Origin of the sequence: Aeromonas sp. 11P, assembly GCF_051920165.1 — a bacterium.
Lineage (GTDB): Bacteria > Pseudomonadota > Gammaproteobacteria > Enterobacterales > Aeromonadaceae > Aeromonas > Aeromonas veronii.
The window spans coordinates 171,049-189,616 of sequence record NZ_JBQBDJ010000004.1; the positions used below are offsets into that span (position 1 = coordinate 171,049).

At 56.9% G+C, this 18,568-nt stretch carries 12 protein-coding genes; 7 read left to right on the forward strand and 5 right to left on the reverse strand.

What is annotated here, in order from left to right:
* Positions 1–70: 70 nt before the first annotated feature.
* Positions 71–2,017, reverse strand: coding sequence for a PTS 2-O-a-mannosyl-D-glycerate transporter subunit IIABC (gene mngA / locus ACTG1P_RS01105; protein WP_440000218.1), 1,947 nt, complete (start codon positions 2,015–2,017; stop codon positions 71–73).
* 247 nt (positions 2,018–2,264) lie between these two features.
* Between mngA and ACTG1P_RS01110 the strand changes: the two genes are divergently transcribed.
* Positions 2,265–2,984, forward strand: a complete 720-nt coding sequence (locus ACTG1P_RS01110; protein ID WP_440000219.1) for a GntR family transcriptional regulator — start codon at positions 2,265–2,267, stop codon at positions 2,982–2,984.
* Between the two features lie 116 nt (positions 2,985–3,100).
* Here ACTG1P_RS01110 and xseA read toward each other — a convergent pair whose 3' ends face one another.
* Positions 3,101–4,480 (reverse strand): exodeoxyribonuclease VII large subunit, encoded by a 1,380-nt coding sequence (gene xseA / locus ACTG1P_RS01115; protein ID WP_440000220.1) that lies wholly within the window; start codon positions 4,478–4,480, stop codon positions 3,101–3,103.
* Positions 4,481–4,568: 88 nt separating this feature from the next.
* A complete protein-coding gene (locus ACTG1P_RS01120; protein ID WP_440000221.1) occupies positions 4,569–5,207 on the reverse strand; it encodes a DUF1294 domain-containing protein in 639 nt (212 codons plus the stop codon).
* A 652-nt stretch (positions 5,208–5,859) separates the two neighbouring features.
* Here ACTG1P_RS01120 and guaB point away from each other — a divergent pair.
* The 4 genes from guaB (at position 5,860) to ACTG1P_RS01140 (ending at position 13,789) form a co-directional block, all read left to right on the forward strand.
* Positions 5,860–7,323, forward strand: coding sequence for an IMP dehydrogenase (gene guaB, locus ACTG1P_RS01125; protein WP_005360033.1), 1,464 nt, complete (start codon positions 5,860–5,862; stop codon positions 7,321–7,323).
* A gap of 84 nt (positions 7,324–7,407) precedes the next feature.
* The gene (gene guaA, locus ACTG1P_RS01130; protein WP_440000222.1) at positions 7,408–8,997 is read left to right on the forward strand and encodes a glutamine-hydrolyzing GMP synthase; all 1,590 of its coding nucleotides are present in this window, start codon (positions 7,408–7,410) and stop codon (positions 8,995–8,997) included.
* Positions 8,998–9,376: 379 nt separating this feature from the next.
* Positions 9,377–9,649, forward strand: a complete 273-nt coding sequence (locus tag ACTG1P_RS01135; protein WP_440000223.1) for a hypothetical protein — start codon at positions 9,377–9,379, stop codon at positions 9,647–9,649.
* 297 nt (positions 9,650–9,946) lie between these two features.
* Positions 9,947–13,789 carry a hypothetical protein gene (locus ACTG1P_RS01140; RefSeq protein ID WP_440000224.1) on the forward strand — a complete coding sequence of 1,281 codons (3,843 nt, stop codon included), beginning with the start codon at positions 9,947–9,949 and terminating at the stop codon, positions 13,787–13,789.
* A 314-nt stretch (positions 13,790–14,103) separates the two neighbouring features.
* Here the strand turns inward: ACTG1P_RS01140 and ACTG1P_RS01145 are convergent, their stop codons facing one another.
* On the reverse strand, positions 14,104–14,931 hold the full coding sequence (locus tag ACTG1P_RS01145; protein ID WP_440000225.1) for a bifunctional transcriptional activator/DNA repair enzyme AdaA: 828 nt from the start codon (positions 14,929–14,931) through the stop codon (positions 14,104–14,106).
* A 51-nt stretch (positions 14,932–14,982) separates the two neighbouring features.
* Positions 14,983–15,747: an SDR family oxidoreductase gene (locus ACTG1P_RS01150; RefSeq protein WP_440000226.1), complete on the reverse strand. Its 765-nt coding sequence runs from the start codon at positions 15,745–15,747 to the stop codon at positions 14,983–14,985.
* A 320-nt stretch (positions 15,748–16,067) separates the two neighbouring features.
* Here ACTG1P_RS01150 and ACTG1P_RS01155 point away from each other — a divergent pair, with 320 nt between their 5' ends.
* The gene (locus ACTG1P_RS01155; protein WP_440000227.1) at positions 16,068–17,438 is read left to right on the forward strand and encodes a leucine-rich repeat-containing protein kinase family protein; all 1,371 of its coding nucleotides are present in this window, start codon (positions 16,068–16,070) and stop codon (positions 17,436–17,438) included.
* 282 nt (positions 17,439–17,720) lie between these two features.
* Positions 17,721–18,368: a thiopurine S-methyltransferase gene (locus ACTG1P_RS01160; RefSeq protein WP_440000228.1), complete on the forward strand. Its 648-nt coding sequence runs from the start codon at positions 17,721–17,723 to the stop codon at positions 18,366–18,368.
* Positions 18,369–18,568: the final 200 nt, after the last annotated feature.

Consider the following 18,568-nt stretch of genomic DNA (forward strand, 5'->3'; position numbering starts at 1 on the left):
TGACGCACGGCGGCCTTTGCCTGCCGTGCGGAAAAATAGTCTGTTGAAAAAGTGGTGGTGAAGATAAGCCTTACTCTGCGGCAACCACCTGATAGGTGCCGCGCTGCATGGCGTGACGGCGCCAGCCGATCAGCACAACGGTAGAGATAAGGGTGCCTACCAGCGCTGCACCGAGCCAGACGGCGGCCGCCATCAGGGCGCCGTGGCCGCCATCGTGGAGCAGGAACAGGGAGAAGATGCCGGCCCCCGGGGTGGAGAGACCAATCCCCATGGCACCCACCATGGCGCCGGTGACCACCGAGCCTGCGAGGAAGGAGCCGATCACCCGGATTGGATCTTCGATGGCCATCGGAATGGCACCCTCGGTGATCCCCGCCAGCCCCAGCAGCCAGGTGGACTTGCCGGTCTCGATCTCGAAGGTCTGGAACAGGCGTGGCGCCAGCATGGTGGAGAAGGTGACGGTAAAGGCCGAGACCATCTTGACCGCGCCGAAGATGGCGTAAGGGCCGTAGACCCCGTTGGCCATGGCGCCGAGGCAGAAAGCGTAGGCCGCCTTGTTGACCGGGCCACCCAGGTCAAACGAGCACATAAAGCCGAGCAGGGCGCCCAGGACCAGCGCATTGGTGCCGGAGAGGCCGTTGAGCCACTCGGTGAGGCTGTTGTTGAGCCAGGCCACCGGCTGGCCGATGACAAACAGCATCAGGCTGCCCGCCACCAGAGTGCCGATCACCGGATAGAGGTAAAAGGTGAGAAAGCCGTTGAAGTTGGGGCTAAGGCGCACATGCTGCTTGACCCAGCGCATCAGGTAACCGGCGATCAGGCCACCGACCACGCCGCCGAGAAAACCGGAGCCAATCATGTTGGCGGCCAGCCCCGCCGCAAAGCCCGGGCCCAGCGCCGGTTTGTCTGCCAGCGAATAGGCGGTATAGGCCGCCAGCACCGGCACCATCAGAGTGCCCAGCATGCCGCCGCCCAGCTTGCGATACATCCAGAGCCAGGAGTTCTCGGTATCAAACAGATGTTGCAGGCCGAAGATCTGGGCCAGCAGCACAGAGACGGCGAGCACGGTACCGCCTGCCACGATCAGCGGCACGGCAAAGGAGATACCGCTCAGCAGCGCCTGCTTGAGCTCGGTCTTGAGGCTCACCTTCTTGCCGGTCGGCGCGTCGCTCTGGCTGGTATTGGGCGTCGGGGCAGTGCGCCCTGCCTTGGCCGCTTCCAGCGCATCATTCAGGATCCGCTCGGCATGGCGGATGGGCTCGGCCACCGGCGTCTCGATCCGGGGGATACCGGCAAAACGCTCCTGCTCCTTGATGGCCACCTCGGCGGCGAAGATGCAGGCCACCGCAGCATCGAGCGCCTCTTGCGGCAGGCGATCCTCGATGCCGTTGGCACCCTGCTTCTCGACCAGTACCCGAATGCCCAGCTTGCGCCCCGCCTTTTCCAGATACTCGGCAGCCATATAGGTGTGGGCGATCCCCGCCGGGCAGGCGGTGACACAGACCACAGTGGGTTTATTTGTATCCAAGTTGTCTTCTTTTGCTGGTTGCTTGTCGCCATCCCCCTCACCATCAAGCAGCGCCATCAGCTGCTCGGCACTTTTGGCTGCCAGCACCGCCTCGCGGGTATCGTCATCCACCAGGGCGGTGGTGAGGGTGGTGAGCAGCTGCATATGGGTGGAGCCCGCCTGATCGGTCGGGATCGCCAGCATGAAGATCAGGTTGACCGGCTCGGGGCCGTCGATCCCCTCCCAGCCCAGCTCCTCGCTCAGGGTGGCGACGGCAAAGGCCGCTTCGCGCACCGCATCGCACTTGCCGTGGGGCACTGCCAGCCCTTCGCCAAGGGCGGTGGGGCCCTGCGCCTCGCGGGCCATGACCGCGGCCAGAAAGGCGGCCTTGTCGTGCAGCTTGCCGGCCTGCTCGAGCCGATCAGCCAGGGCATGAATGGCCGCATCCCGATCGGCAAACCGGGTTTGCAGCGTGATGAGATGGGGGCCGGTAAGACTGGTCAGATTCATGATGATCCTCTGTCAGGTTGGCTTGCCAGCAAGCCGTCATGGTGAAAGTGACAGCGATGCTAACAAACCGGCCGACTGATTTTTGTGAGTGGTATCATACAATTTGCTACTTGTATTGTTTTTGTATTGTTTGTTCAAGGTGATTTGTTAGGTCAAATGAGGCTGAGCCGTTTTGTCTGACGGGCAACTGGGGTAGAATGGCGCCTCTTCCATTTATCATGGCGCAGAGCCGACGAGGTGGCCTTTCGTGTCGAAAAAACCCATGTATCGCCAGATAGCCGACACCATCCAGCAGTGGATTGCGCAAGGGGAGCTGGCCCCCGGCGATGCCTTGCCCACCGAAGCCGAGCTGCGCGAGCAGTTCGGGGTGAGCCGGGTGACGGTGCGTCAGGCCCTCAAGCAGCTGACCGAACTCAATGTCATCGAGAGTATTCAGGGCAGCGGCAGCTACGTGCGACAGGAGAAGGTGAACTACGACATCTATCAGCTCACCAGCCTCTATGAGAAGGTGACCGATCCGGCGGCCGAGACCCACAGCGACATTCTCGCCTTCGAGGTGATCAAGGCGAGCAGCGGGCTGGCCGAGCGGCTCAATCTGCTGGAAGGGGCGCTGGTCTACTACGTCAAGCGGGTGCGCTTTATTCGCCAGATCGCGGTAACGCTGGAGGAGACCTGGATGCCGCTCGCCCTCTTCCCCGATCTCAGCTATGCGGTGATGCAGGGCTCCAAGTACCACTACATCGAAGAGGTGAAAAAGCTGGTGATCGACCGCAGCGAGCAGGAGATCATTCCCGTGCTCCCCTCGGTGCAGGTGGTGGAGGCGCTCGGTATCGATCCCGCCAAGCCCATTATCGAGAAGGTCTCCCGTGGCTTTTTGCAAGATGGCACCGTGTTCGAGTTCAGTCGCAACTTCTTCAAGAGCGATGATTACAAGTTCACCCTGGTAGCCCGCCGCGCCAAGGGGTGAGCGGGCGCCAGCGCCCGAGATAAAAAAGGCCACCACCCTGTTTGCGGTGGTGGCCTTTGTTTTTGGCTGATTGCCGGGCTGAATGGCAGATTGGCTGGTGGTTTGATGCAGCCGATCTACTGCGCTGAGTCTTTGATAACTTCCTCGACCCGTACCTGCAAGCTCCCTTGCGCCAGGGTGGTGATGAGCTGATCGCCACTGTTGACCTGATCGGCGCGGCTGATGACTTCGCCACGCGCAGTGCGGGTGATGGAGTAGCCGCGCCCCAGAGTGGCGAGCGGGCTCACCCCGTCGAGGCGGGCGGTGAGCATGGCGAGACGGTGACTGGCAAGGTCTTGCCGCTTGGCAATCAGGGCATGAAGCCGCTCCTCGGCCAGCTGGTGGCGGCGCTTGCCAGCTGCAAGGAGGCGCTCCGGACTCTTGCCCTGCAGGCGCAGCTCAAGGTTGGTGAGCCGCCGCTCACCCTGATGGAGCCGTTGGCGCAATAGCTGCTGCAAACGGGTGGATAGTTCGTCGAGGCGCTGGGACTGTTGCTCCAGCCGCCGCTTCGGATCCTGGTGGTCGAGCCGCTTTTGCAGCAGGATGAAATCGTGGCGGGCGGCGGTCTGCTGGCGGCTCATCGCCTGCAGCAGTCGCTGCTTGAGGTGAACGAGACGCTGGATGCGGGCCTGATTGTCCGGCGCCACCAGCTCGGCGGCAGCCGACGGGGTAGGGGCGCGCAAGTCGGCGGCAAAGTCGCTGATGGTGACATCCACCTCGTGGCCCACTGCGCTCACCACAGGTATGGCTGAGTGGGCAATGGCGCGCGCCACCGCCTCTTCGTTAAAGCACCAGAGATCTTCAAGCGACCCGCCGCCGCGCCCGACGATCAGCACATCAACCTCGGCGCGCTGGTTCGCTTTGGCGATAGCCGCGACGATCTGGCTGATGGCGGCGCTCCCCTGCACCTGAGTCGGGTAGATAAAGACCGGTAGATCCGGCGCACGCCGTTTGAGCACGGTGAGCATATCGTGCAAAGCCGCGCCGGTGGCGGAGGTGATAAGGCCCACCGCCCGCGGTTCACGGGGCAGCGGCCGCTTGCGGCTCTCGTCAAACAGCCCCTCGGCCCCGAGACGGCGCTTGAGCTCTTCAAAGCGCAGGGCCAATACGCCGTCGCCTGCGGGCTGCATCGACTCGATGATCAGCTGGTAGTCGCCGCGCGGCTCATAGAGGGAGACCCGCGCCTGCACCAGCACCTGCATGCCATCCTGCGGGCGAAACGCCACCCGCCGGTTGTTGCCCTTGAACATGGCGCAGCGCACCTGAGCTGACATGTCCTTGAGGGAGAAGTACCAGTGGCCGGAGCTTGGCATCGCCAGATTGGAGAGTTCGCCGGTCAGCCACACCAGCCCCAGATCCTGCTCCAGGATCATGCGCACGGCGCTGTTGAGGCGGGTGACGGTAAAGACCTGCTGCTCGCGGCCGCTCGCCGCACTGGATGGGGTAAATCGGTTCAATGGCGTACCTGTGGTCTGCTACGGCGGGGCCGGGATAAAACGATGGTCGCTATCTTACCCCAGAGCGCGGCTGGAGCCGAGCCCGGACTCAAGCCCAAGGAGCGATCAGACGGAGGATTTCTGTTGTGACAGTGCCCAAGATGGAACGACCCTGAGCCGTCATGGTTAACCCGCACAATAGAAGCAAATTTAGGAATACGGTGACCCAGAACACTTGGCGAAATTCCACTTTAGCTGATTTATGCCTGAGTAACTGTTGGGCAGAAAGGGCGCCAGGCCAACCACCTAGCAGGGCCAGCAGATGCAGGGTGCTCTCTTGAGTACGCCAGTGGTTATGTTGGGCTGCATGTTTATCAATTGCATAGGCAATAAAGGTCATCACACTCAGGGAGGCATATACGATGAAGAGGAATACCGGGATACGCTGAAACAGGGTAAGCGCGAGCAGGCTTGACATAAACAGCAACGGCCATACCAGACTGATATTACTGCCGCTTCTCTTTATCGTGTTGGATCGTTCATGTGGATACGAGACATTAATAGCATTGCTGCGTTGCCGATTATCTTTCGCTACTTCGTAAATAACCAGATCGCCATTGGTGGGGCGCCGTACTTTTGATTTGAATGACTTGATATGAATAAACGTCCGTTCGTCGCCACCATTGGGTTCGACAAACCCATATCCTTTGTCATCATTCCACTCAGAAATCTTTCCCTGAAATCTCATATATAATCCCGCTTTCCTTGATTGAAGTGATTTATGGCATGTCATATTGCCATTAATAATGTTTTGAGACTTGTTGTGAATATATTTATAGGCAGTATGAATATGTCTGAAATATATTTCACATTCAGTCTATACAAAGCCCGTTTTTTGCTGTCAGCCTTTCCCTGGAGCTGTACGAGCCAGTGGGAGGGCAGCAAGAAAGGTGTTTGGCAGGGTATCTTACGAGACCTCGCTTGTTCTCGGCCACTACTTTCATCCCTCTGTAACGGTAAATGTGTCAATCATGGCGTTGGCGTCACAACGGCAACACAGTGGCAGACGCATAGTGGTGACGATGCGTTGCGAACGCATGTCATGTCGGGCGATCTCTGCCTGTTTTATTGAGGGCGAGGGCAGGGGGAGTGGAGATTGTGAAACCGCTGTCCGAGCTGCGCGAACAAGGGGCTTTCTGCATAAAACCCCATTCACCCAACTCTTTTGCCCCGAAATGGCGCTTTTCGTACTGATAATCTTGGTTTTTTGGCGTTTTGGCCGCCTAAAAGAGGGCTATGCCATAAAAAATTCAAAAAACTTCTTTACCAGTGACCAATGCGTGAGTAAACTTCGTCGGCAATATTTTACACCCCCACTTCCTCAACGGTGAGATATTGCCATGCTCAGGATTGCCAAAGAAGCGTTAACCTTCGACGATGTACTGTTGGTTCCCGCCCACTCCGAAGTTCTTCCCAATACTGCCGATCTGCGTACCAAGCTGACCTCCGCCATCAGCTTGAACATCCCGATGATCTCCGCTGCCATGGACACAGTGACCGAAGCCCGTCTGGCTATCGCACTGGCCCAGGAAGGCGGTATCGGCTTTATCCACAAGAACATGTCCATCGAGCAGCAGGCTGCCGAAGTGCGCAAGGTCAAGAAGTACGAGAGCGGCGTGGTCACCGACCCCGTTACCGTGCGCCCTGACATGACCATCGCCCAAATCAAGGAGCTGAGCCACAAGAATGGCTTCGCCGGTTACCCCGTGGTGACTGACGGCAATCAGCTGGTCGGTATCATCACCGGCCGTGACGTGCGCTTCGTGATTGACCTCTCCCAGACCGTTGAACAGATCATGACCCAGAAAGATCGTCTGGTCACCGTGCGTGAAGGGGCCCCTCGCGAAGAGGTGGTTGCCCTGATGCAAAAGCACCGTATCGAAAAAGTGCTGGTGGTGAACGCCGACTTCAAACTCAAGGGCATGATCACCGTTAAAGATTTCCAGAAAGCCGAGCGCAAGCCCCACGCCTGTAAAGATGACAAGGGTCGTCTGCGGGTCGGTGCTGCGGTTGGTGCCGGTGCCGGCAACGAAGAGCGCGTCGCTGCGCTGGTGGAAGCCGGTGTTGACGTGCTGCTGATCGACTCCTCCCACGGCCACTCCCAGGGCGTGCTGGATCGCATCAAGGCTACTCGCGACGCCTATCCGGATCTGCAGATCATTGGTGGCAACGTTGCGACCGCCGCAGGCGCCAAGGCGCTGGCTGCTGCCGGTGTCAATGCGGTCAAGGTCGGTATCGGCCCGGGCTCCATCTGTACTACCCGTATCGTGACCGGCGTGGGTGTGCCCCAGATCACCGCCATCTCCGACGCCGTTGACGCGCTGGAAGGCACCGGTATTCCGGTGATTGCCGATGGCGGTATCCGCTTCTCCGGCGACATCGCCAAGGCCATTGCCGCGGGCGCCAGCTGCGTCATGGTAGGTTCCATGTTCGCCGGTACTGAAGAAGCGCCGGGCGAGATCGAGCTCTATCAGGGTCGCTCCTTCAAATCCTACCGTGGTATGGGTTCTCTGGGCGCCATGTCCAAAGGCTCCAGCGACCGCTACTTCCAGACCGACAACGCCGCCGACAAGCTGGTGCCGGAAGGTATCGAAGGTCGCGTGCCGTACAAGGGTCGCCTCAAAGAGATCATCCATCAGCAGATGGGCGGCCTGCGCTCCTCCATGGGCCTGACCGGCAGCGCCACCATCGACGACATGCGCACCAAGGCAGAGTTCGTGCGCATCTCCGGCGCCGGGATGAAAGAGTCCCACGTCCACGATGTGACCATTACCAAAGAAGCCCCCAACTATCGGATGGGCTGATAAAACGGGGCCCTGCGCCCCGTTTTTCCACCCTTTTTTTATCCCGTGCCCTTTGTGACAACATCAGCCTGATGCAGGAATAAAATGACTAAAGACATTCACCAGCACCGTATCCTTATCCTCGACTTCGGTTCCCAGTACACACAGCTGATCGCCCGCCGCGTGCGCGAAATCGGCGTCTACTGCGAACTGTGGGCCTGGGACGTAACCGAAGAGCAGATCCGCGAATTCAATCCCAGCGGCATCATCCTCTCCGGCGGCCCCGAGTCTGTCACCGAAGCGGGCAGCCCGCGTGCCCCCGAGTATGTGTTCAACGCCGGTGTCCCTGTGTTCGGTATCTGCTACGGCATGCAGACCATGGCCGAGCAGCTGGGTGGCAAGGTGCAATCCTCTACCGAGCGTGAATTCGGTTACGCCAAGGTGGAAGTGCTGGGCGAAGCTGGCAAGAGCAGCGCCCTCTTGCGCAACATCGAAGATGCCATCGCTGACAACGGCAATGCCCTGCTGGATGTCTGGATGAGCCACGGTGACAAGGTCACCACCATTCCGGCCGACTTCACCACCATCGCCCAGACCCCGACCTGCCCCCACGCGGCCATGGCGTGTGAGGCCAAGCGCTTCTACGGCGTGCAGTTCCACCCGGAAGTGACCCACACCCGTCAGGGTGCCCGCATGCTGGAGCACTTCGTCAAAGACATCTGCGGCTGCGAATGCCTCTGGACCCCGGCCACCATCATCGATGACGCCGTTGCCCGCATCCGCGAGCAAGTGGGTGACGATGAAGTGATCCTCGGCCTCTCCGGCGGTGTCGACTCTTCCGTGGTTGCCATGCTGGTGCACCGCGCCATCGGCGATCGCCTCACCTGCGTCTTCGTGGACAACGGTCTGCTGCGCCTGAACGAAGGCACCCAGGTGATGGAGATGTTTGGTGATCACTTTGGTCTGAACATCATCAAGGTTGAAGCGGAAGATCGCTTCCTCTCTGCCCTGGCAGGTGTTGACGAGCCGGAAGCCAAGCGCAAGATCATCGGCCGCGTCTTCGTCGAAGTGTTTGATGATGAAGCGAAAAAGCTGAAAAACGCCAAGTGGCTGGCGCAAGGCACCATCTATCCGGATGTGATCGAATCCGCTGCCAGCAAGACCGGCAAAGCCCACGTCATCAAGTCTCACCACAACGTCGGCGGCCTGCCGGAAGAGATGAAGATGGGTCTGGTCGAGCCGCTGCGTGAGCTGTTCAAAGACGAAGTGCGCCGCGTCGGCCTCGAGCTGGGTCTGCCTTACGACATGCTCTACCGCCACCCGTTCCCGGGCCCGGGTCTGGGCGTGCGCGTCCTTGGCGAAGTGAAGAAAGAGTACTGCGATATTCTGCGCCGCGCCGATGCGGTCTTTATCGAAGAGCTGCGCAAAGCTGACCTCTACAACCAGGTCAGCCAGGCGTTTGCCGTGTTCCTGCCGGTGCGCTCCGTTGGCGTGATGGGCGATGGTCGTAAATATGACTGGGTTATTGCGCTTCGCGCCGTCGAAACCATCGACTTTATGACTGCCCACTGGGCTCACCTGCCGTACGACTTCCTCGGTCACGTATCGAACCGCATCATCAACGAGATCAATGGTATCTCCCGCGTGGTGTACGACGTATCCGGCAAGCCGCCCGCAACCATCGAATGGGAATAAGCGGCTCGCGCCCTTCTGCCCTTCGAGCATAAAAATGCAAAAAGACGCCCTTGAGGCGTCTTTTCTTTTCTCAATCGTTTGCGCAACACATCTTCTTTTTTCGAGCAGCTTTTTCGCCACCTTGCCCCTGTCATATGTGACAGGGGCATTTTTGCCATCCCGCACTAGGCTCCCTCATGCCAATTGAGCTCGCTGTCAACAGTGGCTTGTGGCTGGGGGGAGGGCTGATCCAGTTGCAGATAGCTGCGCAAATTTGCTCATCGTTATCGCGCCAACCGGCAGTGATGACACCCCGGTGGAGACCGGAAACCACTTGAATCAACGGGGCGCAGCCCGAACGGCCAAACGAGTCGGGACCATAGAGCACGGAGAGTTTGATATGTCAGAACAAGCAGTGTTGGTGGGTGGATGGACCGCATATCACAAGCTGACCGCCGAGGATCAGGCGGTATTTGATCAGGCGCTGAAAGGATTTGTCGGGGTACAGTACGTACCCTTTGAAGTCTCCACCCAGGTTGTTGCCGGCACCAACTACCGTTTCAAATGCAAAACCACGGTGCCGCTGCCCAACCCGATCCATGGCGAAGCCGTGGTACAGATCTTCAAATCACTGGACGGGGATGCCCATATCACCTCCATTACCCCAATCTGATTGGGTGCGGGGCTTGGCGGGGAGGGGGAGATCTCCTAACCGGTTTGTTCCAAATCCTGAAAATAAGAAAGACGCCTTAGGGCGTCTTTCTTATTGCTGGAGTTTGCACGTAAATTTTGTTCGAACAACGAAACAGTGGAGAAATGAAACTCATACGATTGTTGACGTGGGTAGATATTTTTGTTCGAAATGCAATCACCTCCCGATATAGGTCACACCATTTTCTGTACAAGTAGATAATTGATTTATATGTGAATAACATAGTGGCCTTCTAACTCGGAAGCATCAGAGGGCATCGTGGCGATTTTTGATATTGAGAAAGACGACTTACTCCGGCTCTCTGATACCCAGCTTGAAGAGTTAATAGCACGCCTTGCCGAGGCGGAAATTGCCGCCGATGGTCATAGCCCTGCTTATGTACACTGGTCAGGCTCTATAAATGCTCCCGATGGCGGTATCGATGTGCACGTCAAAGTACCGGTCGAGCAAATGTGCACTGGCTTTATTGAAAGACCTGATACGATTTTTCAAGCCAAAAAGCATCCAATGCCGAGGGCCGCGATAACCTCAGAAATGACTATTGATGGTGCATTATCATCGACTATCACGGGTCAAGCGGCAAAGGGAGGGAGCTATATCATCGTCAGCTTGGGTGATGATTGTTCTCCCCTTATGAAAGAGGATCGCCTGCAAGCAATGCAGTATGCGGTAGCGGATGTTCCTAACCGATCCAATATTCACTTGGATTTTTATGACCGCTCGAAACTGGTGCAATGGCTGCGGCAGCACCCGTCAGTCATGCTCTGGGCCAAAAAAATACTTGGTCAGGGATATTCTGGGTGGCAGCCATATGGGGCTTGGAGCAATCCACCTCAGGGGTCAGAAGATACCTTGATTTCAGCACCAGGGGTGACAATTACTCTGCCATCAGGAAAAGGGCAAAAGCTAGCCATTCAGGATGCTATCGGGCCAATGCGTGAGCTGATTCGCTCAACCAATAAAGCGGTTCGCATTACGGGATTATCCGGTGTTGGAAAGACCCGAATTGTACAGGCTCTTTTCGATGAATCAGTCGGAGCAGATGCGCTCGATCGGACTATCGCAGTTTATGTTGATACCGGTGAAAACCCGGAGCCCTCTGCAACAGCAATGTTGGATAGACTGATCGCTGAGGGACGGCGGGCCATTATGATCCTCGATAATTGTCCTTCTGAATTGCACACTCTTCTAGCCAGTAAAGTAGCGGCCAAAGGTACGATCAGTCTTATTACCGTTGAGTATGACATTAGAGATGACAAGCCTCAGACCACAGAGGTCATCCAGATTGAAGCGGTGGGGCCTGAGGTTGCCGAACAGCTTGTTCTACGTCGTTTTCCCAATATCGGTCGAAATAACGCCCGCCGAATAGCAGAGTTTGCTGATGGTAATGCGCGGGTTTCTCTGGCTATTGCAGAGAGAGTTGAGGAAGGTGAAAGTCTTGCCCAGCTTTCAGATGCACAGTTATTTAACCGTTTGTTTGAACAGCGAAACAATCCGGATGATGGTCTACGGGAGCAGGCTGAAATATTGTCTCTAGTCTATTCATTTTCGGTCTCAACGGCTGAGGAAGGACAAAGCGAACTGGAGGTATTGGGTTCTATCTCGGGGTATTTCGTAAGCCAGTTGTTCCGAGCAACAAGCAAGTTGTCAGATCGCCATATCGTACAAAAGAGGGCCCATTGGCGGGCCATTTTGCCTCATGCCGTTGCCAATAGGCTGGCTGCATTGGCACTTAATAGCATTCCAGTTGATCAACTCAGGGCGACCTTTGAAGCCACCGGTCGTCAACGCTTACTGATGTCTTTCGCGCACAGGTTAGGGCTGTTGCACGATCATCCCGTGGCCAAAGAAATTGTTGAATGTTGGCTTCAGCCTGACGGGTTGTTAGGACGGTTAACAGAGTTAAGCGATATATCGGAAAGAATGCTTAATTATATCGCGCCAGTTGCGCCTGAAGCTCTGCTAGATAGGATTGAAACGGTATTGACCCCGTTTTACATTCAAGAAGATGCAACGAGTAAGAATATATGCACGTCAACCATGATTAATCTTCTGCAATTATTGGCATATGAGCCTAGTGCATTCGAACGCTGTATTAGGATTCTTATTCATGTGGCTGATTATGAAAAAGAAGACGATAGCAATAACTCGCTGATAAGGCAGATCACAAGCTTCTTCCAAGTATATCTGTCCGGTACTCACGCTACTTTAGAACAAAGAATGACCATTATGAATGAAAGTTTTTCATCAGATGTTCCTCGACGTATAGCATTGGGTTTCAAGATGCTTTCGACAGCCTTAGAAGATCGCTGTACTGGCTTTGGAATGAATGCGTTTGGTGCTCGGACGAGAAACTATGGGCTTCACCCTAATCATGATGAGCTTGTGCAGTGGCGAAGTGCTTTTATCGACAGGGCCCTACAATTGGGCACTTCTGGCGATCCTGCTCTTGAAGTTCCCGCACGGCAGATTATGGCGAATACATTTCGAGGGATGTGGGGCCAGCAAGCGATAAGGGAAAAGCTTGTTGACGCTGCCCGTAAACTACATGCACATTGCCCTTGGGGAGATGGTTGGAAAGCTGTCCGCTCTACGATCTATTTCAATCATACAAAGAAAAAGAATGTAAATAATGTAGAGCCCATACCAGACAGCCTTGTTGCACTGGAGAAAGCTCTGGAACCACATGATTTGCTTCCGACAATCATGATGTTTGTGCTCAGTAGAGCACATGGCCCTTGGACGCTGGATATGGATTTTGATCACAACGATCATAACAAGTATCAGGCAGCCGAAAGGCGACTTACAACCAAGGCATTCCAATTGGGTGAGGAGTTTGCAGTCTCAAGTCATAATTTCGATGAACTGGGGCCTAACCTATTTTCTAATGACTACATGCCTTACCGTACAGCATTCGGGAGAGGTTTGGCCAAGGGGGGGCATGATTTATATTCTGCTTGGCTGAAACTTGTTGAGTATCTTGATATTCAGCCTGCAGGATATAAAAACTTGTTAGTGTTTGAGGGCTTTATCGAAGAAGTTGACAGTATCGACCCAGCTCTTGCAAAGGTATTACTTGATCAGTGTGCACAACATCCTCAACTTCGACACGGTTTGGTTGAGCTGCATCCTCGAAGGAATTTCACTGAAGCCGATCTGGATCGTTGTATGAATATTATGGATGACTCTGATATTCACCCGAGTATGTATGAATCAATCCTATGGCGGGATGAATATGGGGATTTATCCAGAGACCGAGTAATTGATCTTGCGATTCGACTCCTGAGAAAGCCGAGAGGTTTTGATGTGGTGCTGCGTGCGTTAAGTATGCGGTTACATGGTAAAGAATCAGGAGATCAGCTTGGCCTTGATTTTCGTCAGATTGGTCTTAAAGCGGCGATTTTAAGTCTTCAAAAGGATCACTGTGATCCCTCTGGGATGGATGATTACAACATGGAATGCGTCATCAATGCTGCATTACGTTTCGATGGCAATGAGCCAGAAAAACAGGAGTGGTTGGACGCGATCTTTGCTGTTGTTGACTTGCACTATGGTGATGTCCATTCATATGAAAGCGCCATTGAGACAACCGCCTCTCTGATGCCAGAAGCATTTTTAAACCGAGTTTTTGAAGGCACTGAAGAGCAACAAAAACGACGGTGGTTTTTTATGTGTAACAGCGACTTACGATTCTCACCTCTCTCCCATATTAATATGGATTTTCTGATTGCATGGTGTTGTGCCCGAAATGAGCCACGCGTATGGGGAGCTATTGCAGCAAGCATTAACTTGTGGGACAAGGATGAAGAGATTGAAAAACTTGAGATATCAGAGTTAGCTCTCAGGCTGCTTGAGGCATCTCCTTCCCCTGCTATTGTTCTGGAAATATTCGCCGAGCGTGTCACTCCTTCATCTTATTCTGGCAGTCGAGCCGAAGTAATGCAGTCCAGAGAGAAGGCTATTCGTAAGTTGGTTGAACATGAAAGAGCAGATATTTCGACTGAGGCTCAAAGAGTTTCTGCAAACTTGATTCAGCTAATCGAGCGCCAGAAAGAACGAGAGCAGCGGGAGGATATGGAACACGAGCAGCGGTTTGAATAAGAATTGTCTGTTTCAAGCCCGTAGGGTGCAATGAAATTGCACCACTACTCTTGTTCCTTATAGCTTGCTCAATAGCCGCTCTGCAAATGGTGCAATGCTCTGCACTTATTGCACCCTACGTGTTTCGTTAATCCGCAGGGGTGTCGCTGAGCGTCATGTATCGCCAAAGCAACAAAAGGGGCGATCTGCGCCCCGATTCTTCTGATCTCCCTGCTTTATATCGCCGCATGTTTGTCTGGCGCTGCCTGATTATCTGCTGACTCACTACCAAGATTCCTGTTCTCCTCATTAGGCCGGGCAGAAAAAGCCCACCTTCACTCATACCTCGCCGCTTCCCAGGCGTGTATTGCCTGTTTGCGGGTCTCGCCCCAGTGATAGCCGCCGAGTTTGCCGTTTTGCTGGATGACCCGGTGACAGGGGATCATCAAGGCGACGGGGTTGGCGCCCACCGCCAGACCCACGGCGCGGGCGGCCTTGGGATTGCCGACGGCGCTCGCAACCTGGGCGTAGCTCACCACCTTGGCGGGCGGGATCTGCAGCAGCGCCCGCCAGACGCTGATCTGAAAGTTGGTACCGCTCACGTGCAAGGAGATGGGGCGATCCGGCGCCTTGCTGCCATCGAACATGGTGTTGATGACCCCTTGGGTGCGTGATGGCGCTTCTTGCAGCGTTGCCTCAGGCCAGCTGTGGGCGAGGGCGGCCAGCGGCGTCTCTAGGGTCTGGTCATCGAGAAACGAGAAGTTGCACACCCCCCGTTGGGTCAGGGCGACGAATGCCTGACCGAAAGGGGTGTCGTGCACCCCGTGATCGATAACCAGCCCGGCCCCGCGCTGCTTGTACTCGCCCGGTGTTACCGCTTCGAGTTGCACAAAGTGATCGTAGAGCCGCGAGCCGCTGCTAAGGCCCAGGGTATCGGCCACCTCAAGCAGCGGGCGCGACTCCAGCAGCAGCGCCTTGGCCCGCTCCAGGGTCAGCACCTGCAGATAGCGTTTGGGCGTCACTCCGGCCCAACGGCTGAACAGCCGCTGAAAGTGAAAGGGACTTAAGTGAACGTGCGCCGCTATCTCGTCCAGAGTGGGCTGGCGCTCCACCTGACTTGCGATAAAACGGATGGCATCGGCGATGCGGGCGTAATCAGACATAAGGCGCTCTCACGATAAGGTTTCGGTCGCAGGATCTTGGGGGCGACAACGTCATGTACGACAAATTGATACCCCACCATCGGCCAGCAGGGCAATGCCGGTGGTAAAGCTGGATGCATCGGACGCGAGATAAAGGGCCGAGCGGGCGATCTCCTCCGGTTGGGCCAGCCGTTTGAGGGCATGCATATTCTGCACAAAGGCGAGACTCTCCGGCGTATTGGCAAAAGCCCGTCCCATGGGGGTGTCGGTGCCCCCCGGCAGCAGGGCGTTGACCCGAATCCCTTGTGCCCCATATTCGGCAGCCAGCACCCGGGTCAGGCCAATCAGGCCCGCCTTGCTCGCCGCATAGGCCGCCATGCCGGGCAGCCCCAGGGTATGGCCGACAAAGGTAGAGGTAAAAATAAGCGAGCCGCCGCCACGCGCCAGCATGGCGGGGATCTGGTACTTGGCACCCACAAAGGCGCTGGTGAGGTTGGTATCCAGAATTTCCTGCCACTGCGTCAGCTCAAGCTGCTCTACGCTGCCCGGCGTGCCTGTGGTACCGGCGTTGTTGAAGGCGATATCGAGCCCCCCGAAACGGGTTAGCGCGAGATCAACCAGATCGCGGGCGTAACTCTCGCTTTTCACATCTCCCGCCAGACTCACCGCCTGGCCCCCCTCATGGCGGATCTCCTCCACCAGCAGATCCAGCTCGGGTTGGCGGCGGGCACCGACGACGACGCTGGCCCCTTCGCGGGCAAACAGGATGGCGCTGGCGCGACCGATGCCGGAGCTGGCGCCGGTGATGATGGCGACCTTGTTGGACAGTAATGACATGGCAGTTCCCTCGCAGGTGTGTTGTGCGCCAGCTAAGTGGTGCACAAGGTTGGCTGTGGGTTGGAACCCCAATAGGTTCCAACCGACTTGGGTTTGGCCCCCACTATGGCAACCACTCTTTGCCGGAACGACCCGAATCTTGCTCTCTTTGTTCCCTAGTCGTTTTGCTGCATGTCGATACAGGCCTTTGCGGCAACAAAAGGGGAGAACTGAGCCCCGAATTCTTTATAATGCCCCCCTTTAAAATCGCCGGACCCAAGTTCGGCGTGCGCTGATGGTCGCTGTGCCATCAGGCAGATCATCAGGATTGAGAAACGGTTATGCATACTCTGGAACAGCTGCGCGCAGGTGAACTGTGCGGTGCCCGCCATCTGAAGCTCTCTGAAAACCTGACGGAGTTCCCCAGCGAGATTTTGAGCCTGAAAGAGACGCTGGAGGTGCTGGATCTCACCGGCAACCAGCTAAGCGCACTCCCTGACGAGCTGGCCGGGTTTGGCAAACTGCGCATCATCTTCTGCTCCGAGAACCGCTTTACCGAGTTGCCCGAGGTGCTGGGGCGCTGTCCGGCGCTCACCATGGTGGGTTTTAAGGCCAACCGGATTGTTACCGTCTCGGCCAAGGCGCTGCCCGCCGGTTTGCGCTGGCTGATCCTGACCGATAACGCAATTGACCGGCTGCCTGATGAGCTGGGCCAGTGCGACGCCCTGCAAAAGTTGATGCTGGCGGGCAACCGCCTGCACGAGTTGCCAGCAAGTCTTGCCAACTGCCGCAATCTGGAGCTGCTTCGCATCGCCGCCAACCGCATCGAACGCTTCCCCGAGTGGCTGCTCTCGCTGCCTCGCCTTTCATGGCTTGCCTACTCCGGCAACCCCTTTAGCGAAGGGGCGGAGGCGCGGGCCATCGATGATGCCCATGTCGCTCCCCTTGCCTGGGAGACGCTGGCGCTGGGCGAGCTGCTGGGGCAGGGAGCATCCGGCGTTATCCATCGCGCCACCCTTGTGGCTAATCCTGCAGATGAAGTGACTCAGGCGAGCGACAGAGGCGATGACAGTCAGGTGGCGGTCAAGCTGTTCAAGGGGGCGGTGACCAGCGACGGGCTGCCCCGCTGCGAGATGGCGGCATCGCTGGCGGCGGGCACTCATCCAAACCTTATCAAGGTGATGGGCAAGGTGGCGGATCACCCCTCCGGCATTCCGGCGCTGGTGATGGAGCTGATCGACCCGGCCTTTGCCAATCTGGCCGGGCCGCCGAGCCTGGACTCCTGCACCCGGGATGTCTATCCCGAGGGGCTGCATCTGAGTGTGCCGGATGCGCTGGCGATGGCCCACGGCATCGCCTCGGTGGCGGGCCATCTGCACCGCGCGGGCATCATGCACGGGGATCTCTACGGCCACAATATTCTGTTTGCCCGCGGTTCTGACGCACCGGCTCGCGCCTTGCTGGGGGATTTTGGCGCCGCTTCCTTATATGACCGCTGCGACCGCGAGCGGGCCGTGGGCCTTGAGCGACTGGAAGTGCGCGCCTTTGGTTGCCTGCTGGAGGAGCTGCTGGCCCATTGCGATACGCAAGACTCACCGCTTGATGGGCTGCATCAGCTCAAAGCGGCCTGTCTCTCGGAACTCCCCGCCGAACGCCCCGATTTTGCTTATATCGAGCGTCAGCTGGCAGCCGCTCGCGCCACGCTGTCGTGATCTTTCTGGCGTTGGCTGGCACGAGTTGGCCTGCCAACGTCATTCCCTTCTTTCATTAATGGCTATCAATGCATGACGTATTTGCATGGATTGGTGTGCCTTGTCCGTTATAAACGCAGACAATAGCGCCCATTGCGACAGTGAAGCGCACGGCAAGATGACGTCCCGCCATCCGTCCGATAACACGCAGAGGCTGCGCGGCAAAAAGGGGAGGGCAGAGGGTTGCGCGGTGCCGGTTAAGTTGTGATATTGAGGCATCTTTAGTACAGAAGGGTAATAACGATGGAAGCTGCGTTTTGGCATCAGCGTTGGGAAGAGAACCGGATTGGCTTTCATCAGGCGGACTTCAACCACTGGCTGCAATCCTGGTGGTCAGCCCAGCAAGCGGACGAGCCGGTGCTGGTTCCCCTGTGCGGCAAGTCCCGCGACATGCTCTGGCTGAGTGCTCAGGGCCATCCGGTCGATGGTTTCGAGCTATCGAGCCTTGCCGTCAGCCAGTTCTTCAGTGAAAACCAGCTTGCCGCGACCGTGAGCGAGGTGGGCCCTTATCAGTGCCATCAGGTGGACAGCCTGCGCATTTTTCAGGGGGATTTTTTCGCCGCCACCAGTCTGGGTCGCCGTTACCGGCTGGTCTATGACCGCGCGGCGCTGATCGCCCTGCCGACCGCGATGCGCCGCCAGTATGCAGCCCTGATCAGTTCGCTGGTCGAGACCGGTGGCCAGATCCTGCTGGTGACCCTCGAATATCAGCCGGAGCAGCAGAGTCAGCCCCCCTTCTCGGTGGGTGAGATGGAGGTGCGAGCGCTGTTCGAACGGGACTTTCGTATCGAGGTGCTGGGGCGCGCCGCCGAGGTGGATCACCCGCGAGTGCTGTCGGGTCAGCTCTCCTACTTCGATGAGGTGGCTTACCGACTGGTTCGCCGTGGCTAACGGGCGGCCAAAGGGTGATCTGCGCCGACAAATCATCGGGCTGTGCGCTCTTCGCTACCTCCTTTGACGTAGATCAACGTGACTGACGGGGGGAGTGCCTAATATGAGGCTGTTTCTCAATCACTGTTGGCATTGCAAAGCGAGTATCGGGTCTTTCCCGCTTGCTGATCAGCAACTCAGTGTCTGATTTTCACGCTCAT

Coding starts and splice junctions, on each gene's coding strand:
- ACTG1P_RS01160 (WP_440000228.1), top strand. CDS start 17,721: ATGGAAGCTGCGTTTTGGCATCAGCGTTGGGAAGAGAACCGGATTGGC.
- mngA (WP_440000218.1), bottom strand. CDS start 2,017: ATGAATCTGACCAGTCTTACCGGCCCCCATCTCATCACGCTGCAAACC.
- guaA (WP_440000222.1), top strand. CDS start 7,408: ATGACTAAAGACATTCACCAGCACCGTATCCTTATCCTCGACTTCGGT.
- ACTG1P_RS01145 (WP_440000225.1), bottom strand. CDS start 14,931: ATGTCTGATTACGCCCGCATCGCCGATGCCATCCGTTTTATCGCAAGT.
- ACTG1P_RS01135 (WP_440000223.1), top strand. CDS start 9,377: ATGTCAGAACAAGCAGTGTTGGTGGGTGGATGGACCGCATATCACAAG.
- ACTG1P_RS01120 (WP_440000221.1), bottom strand. CDS start 5,207: ATGAGATTTCAGGGAAAGATTTCTGAGTGGAATGATGACAAAGGATAT.
- guaB (WP_005360033.1), top strand. CDS start 5,860: ATGCTCAGGATTGCCAAAGAAGCGTTAACCTTCGACGATGTACTGTTG.
- ACTG1P_RS01155 (WP_440000227.1), top strand. CDS start 16,068: ATGCATACTCTGGAACAGCTGCGCGCAGGTGAACTGTGCGGTGCCCGC.
- ACTG1P_RS01150 (WP_440000226.1), bottom strand. CDS start 15,747: ATGTCATTACTGTCCAACAAGGTCGCCATCATCACCGGCGCCAGCTCC.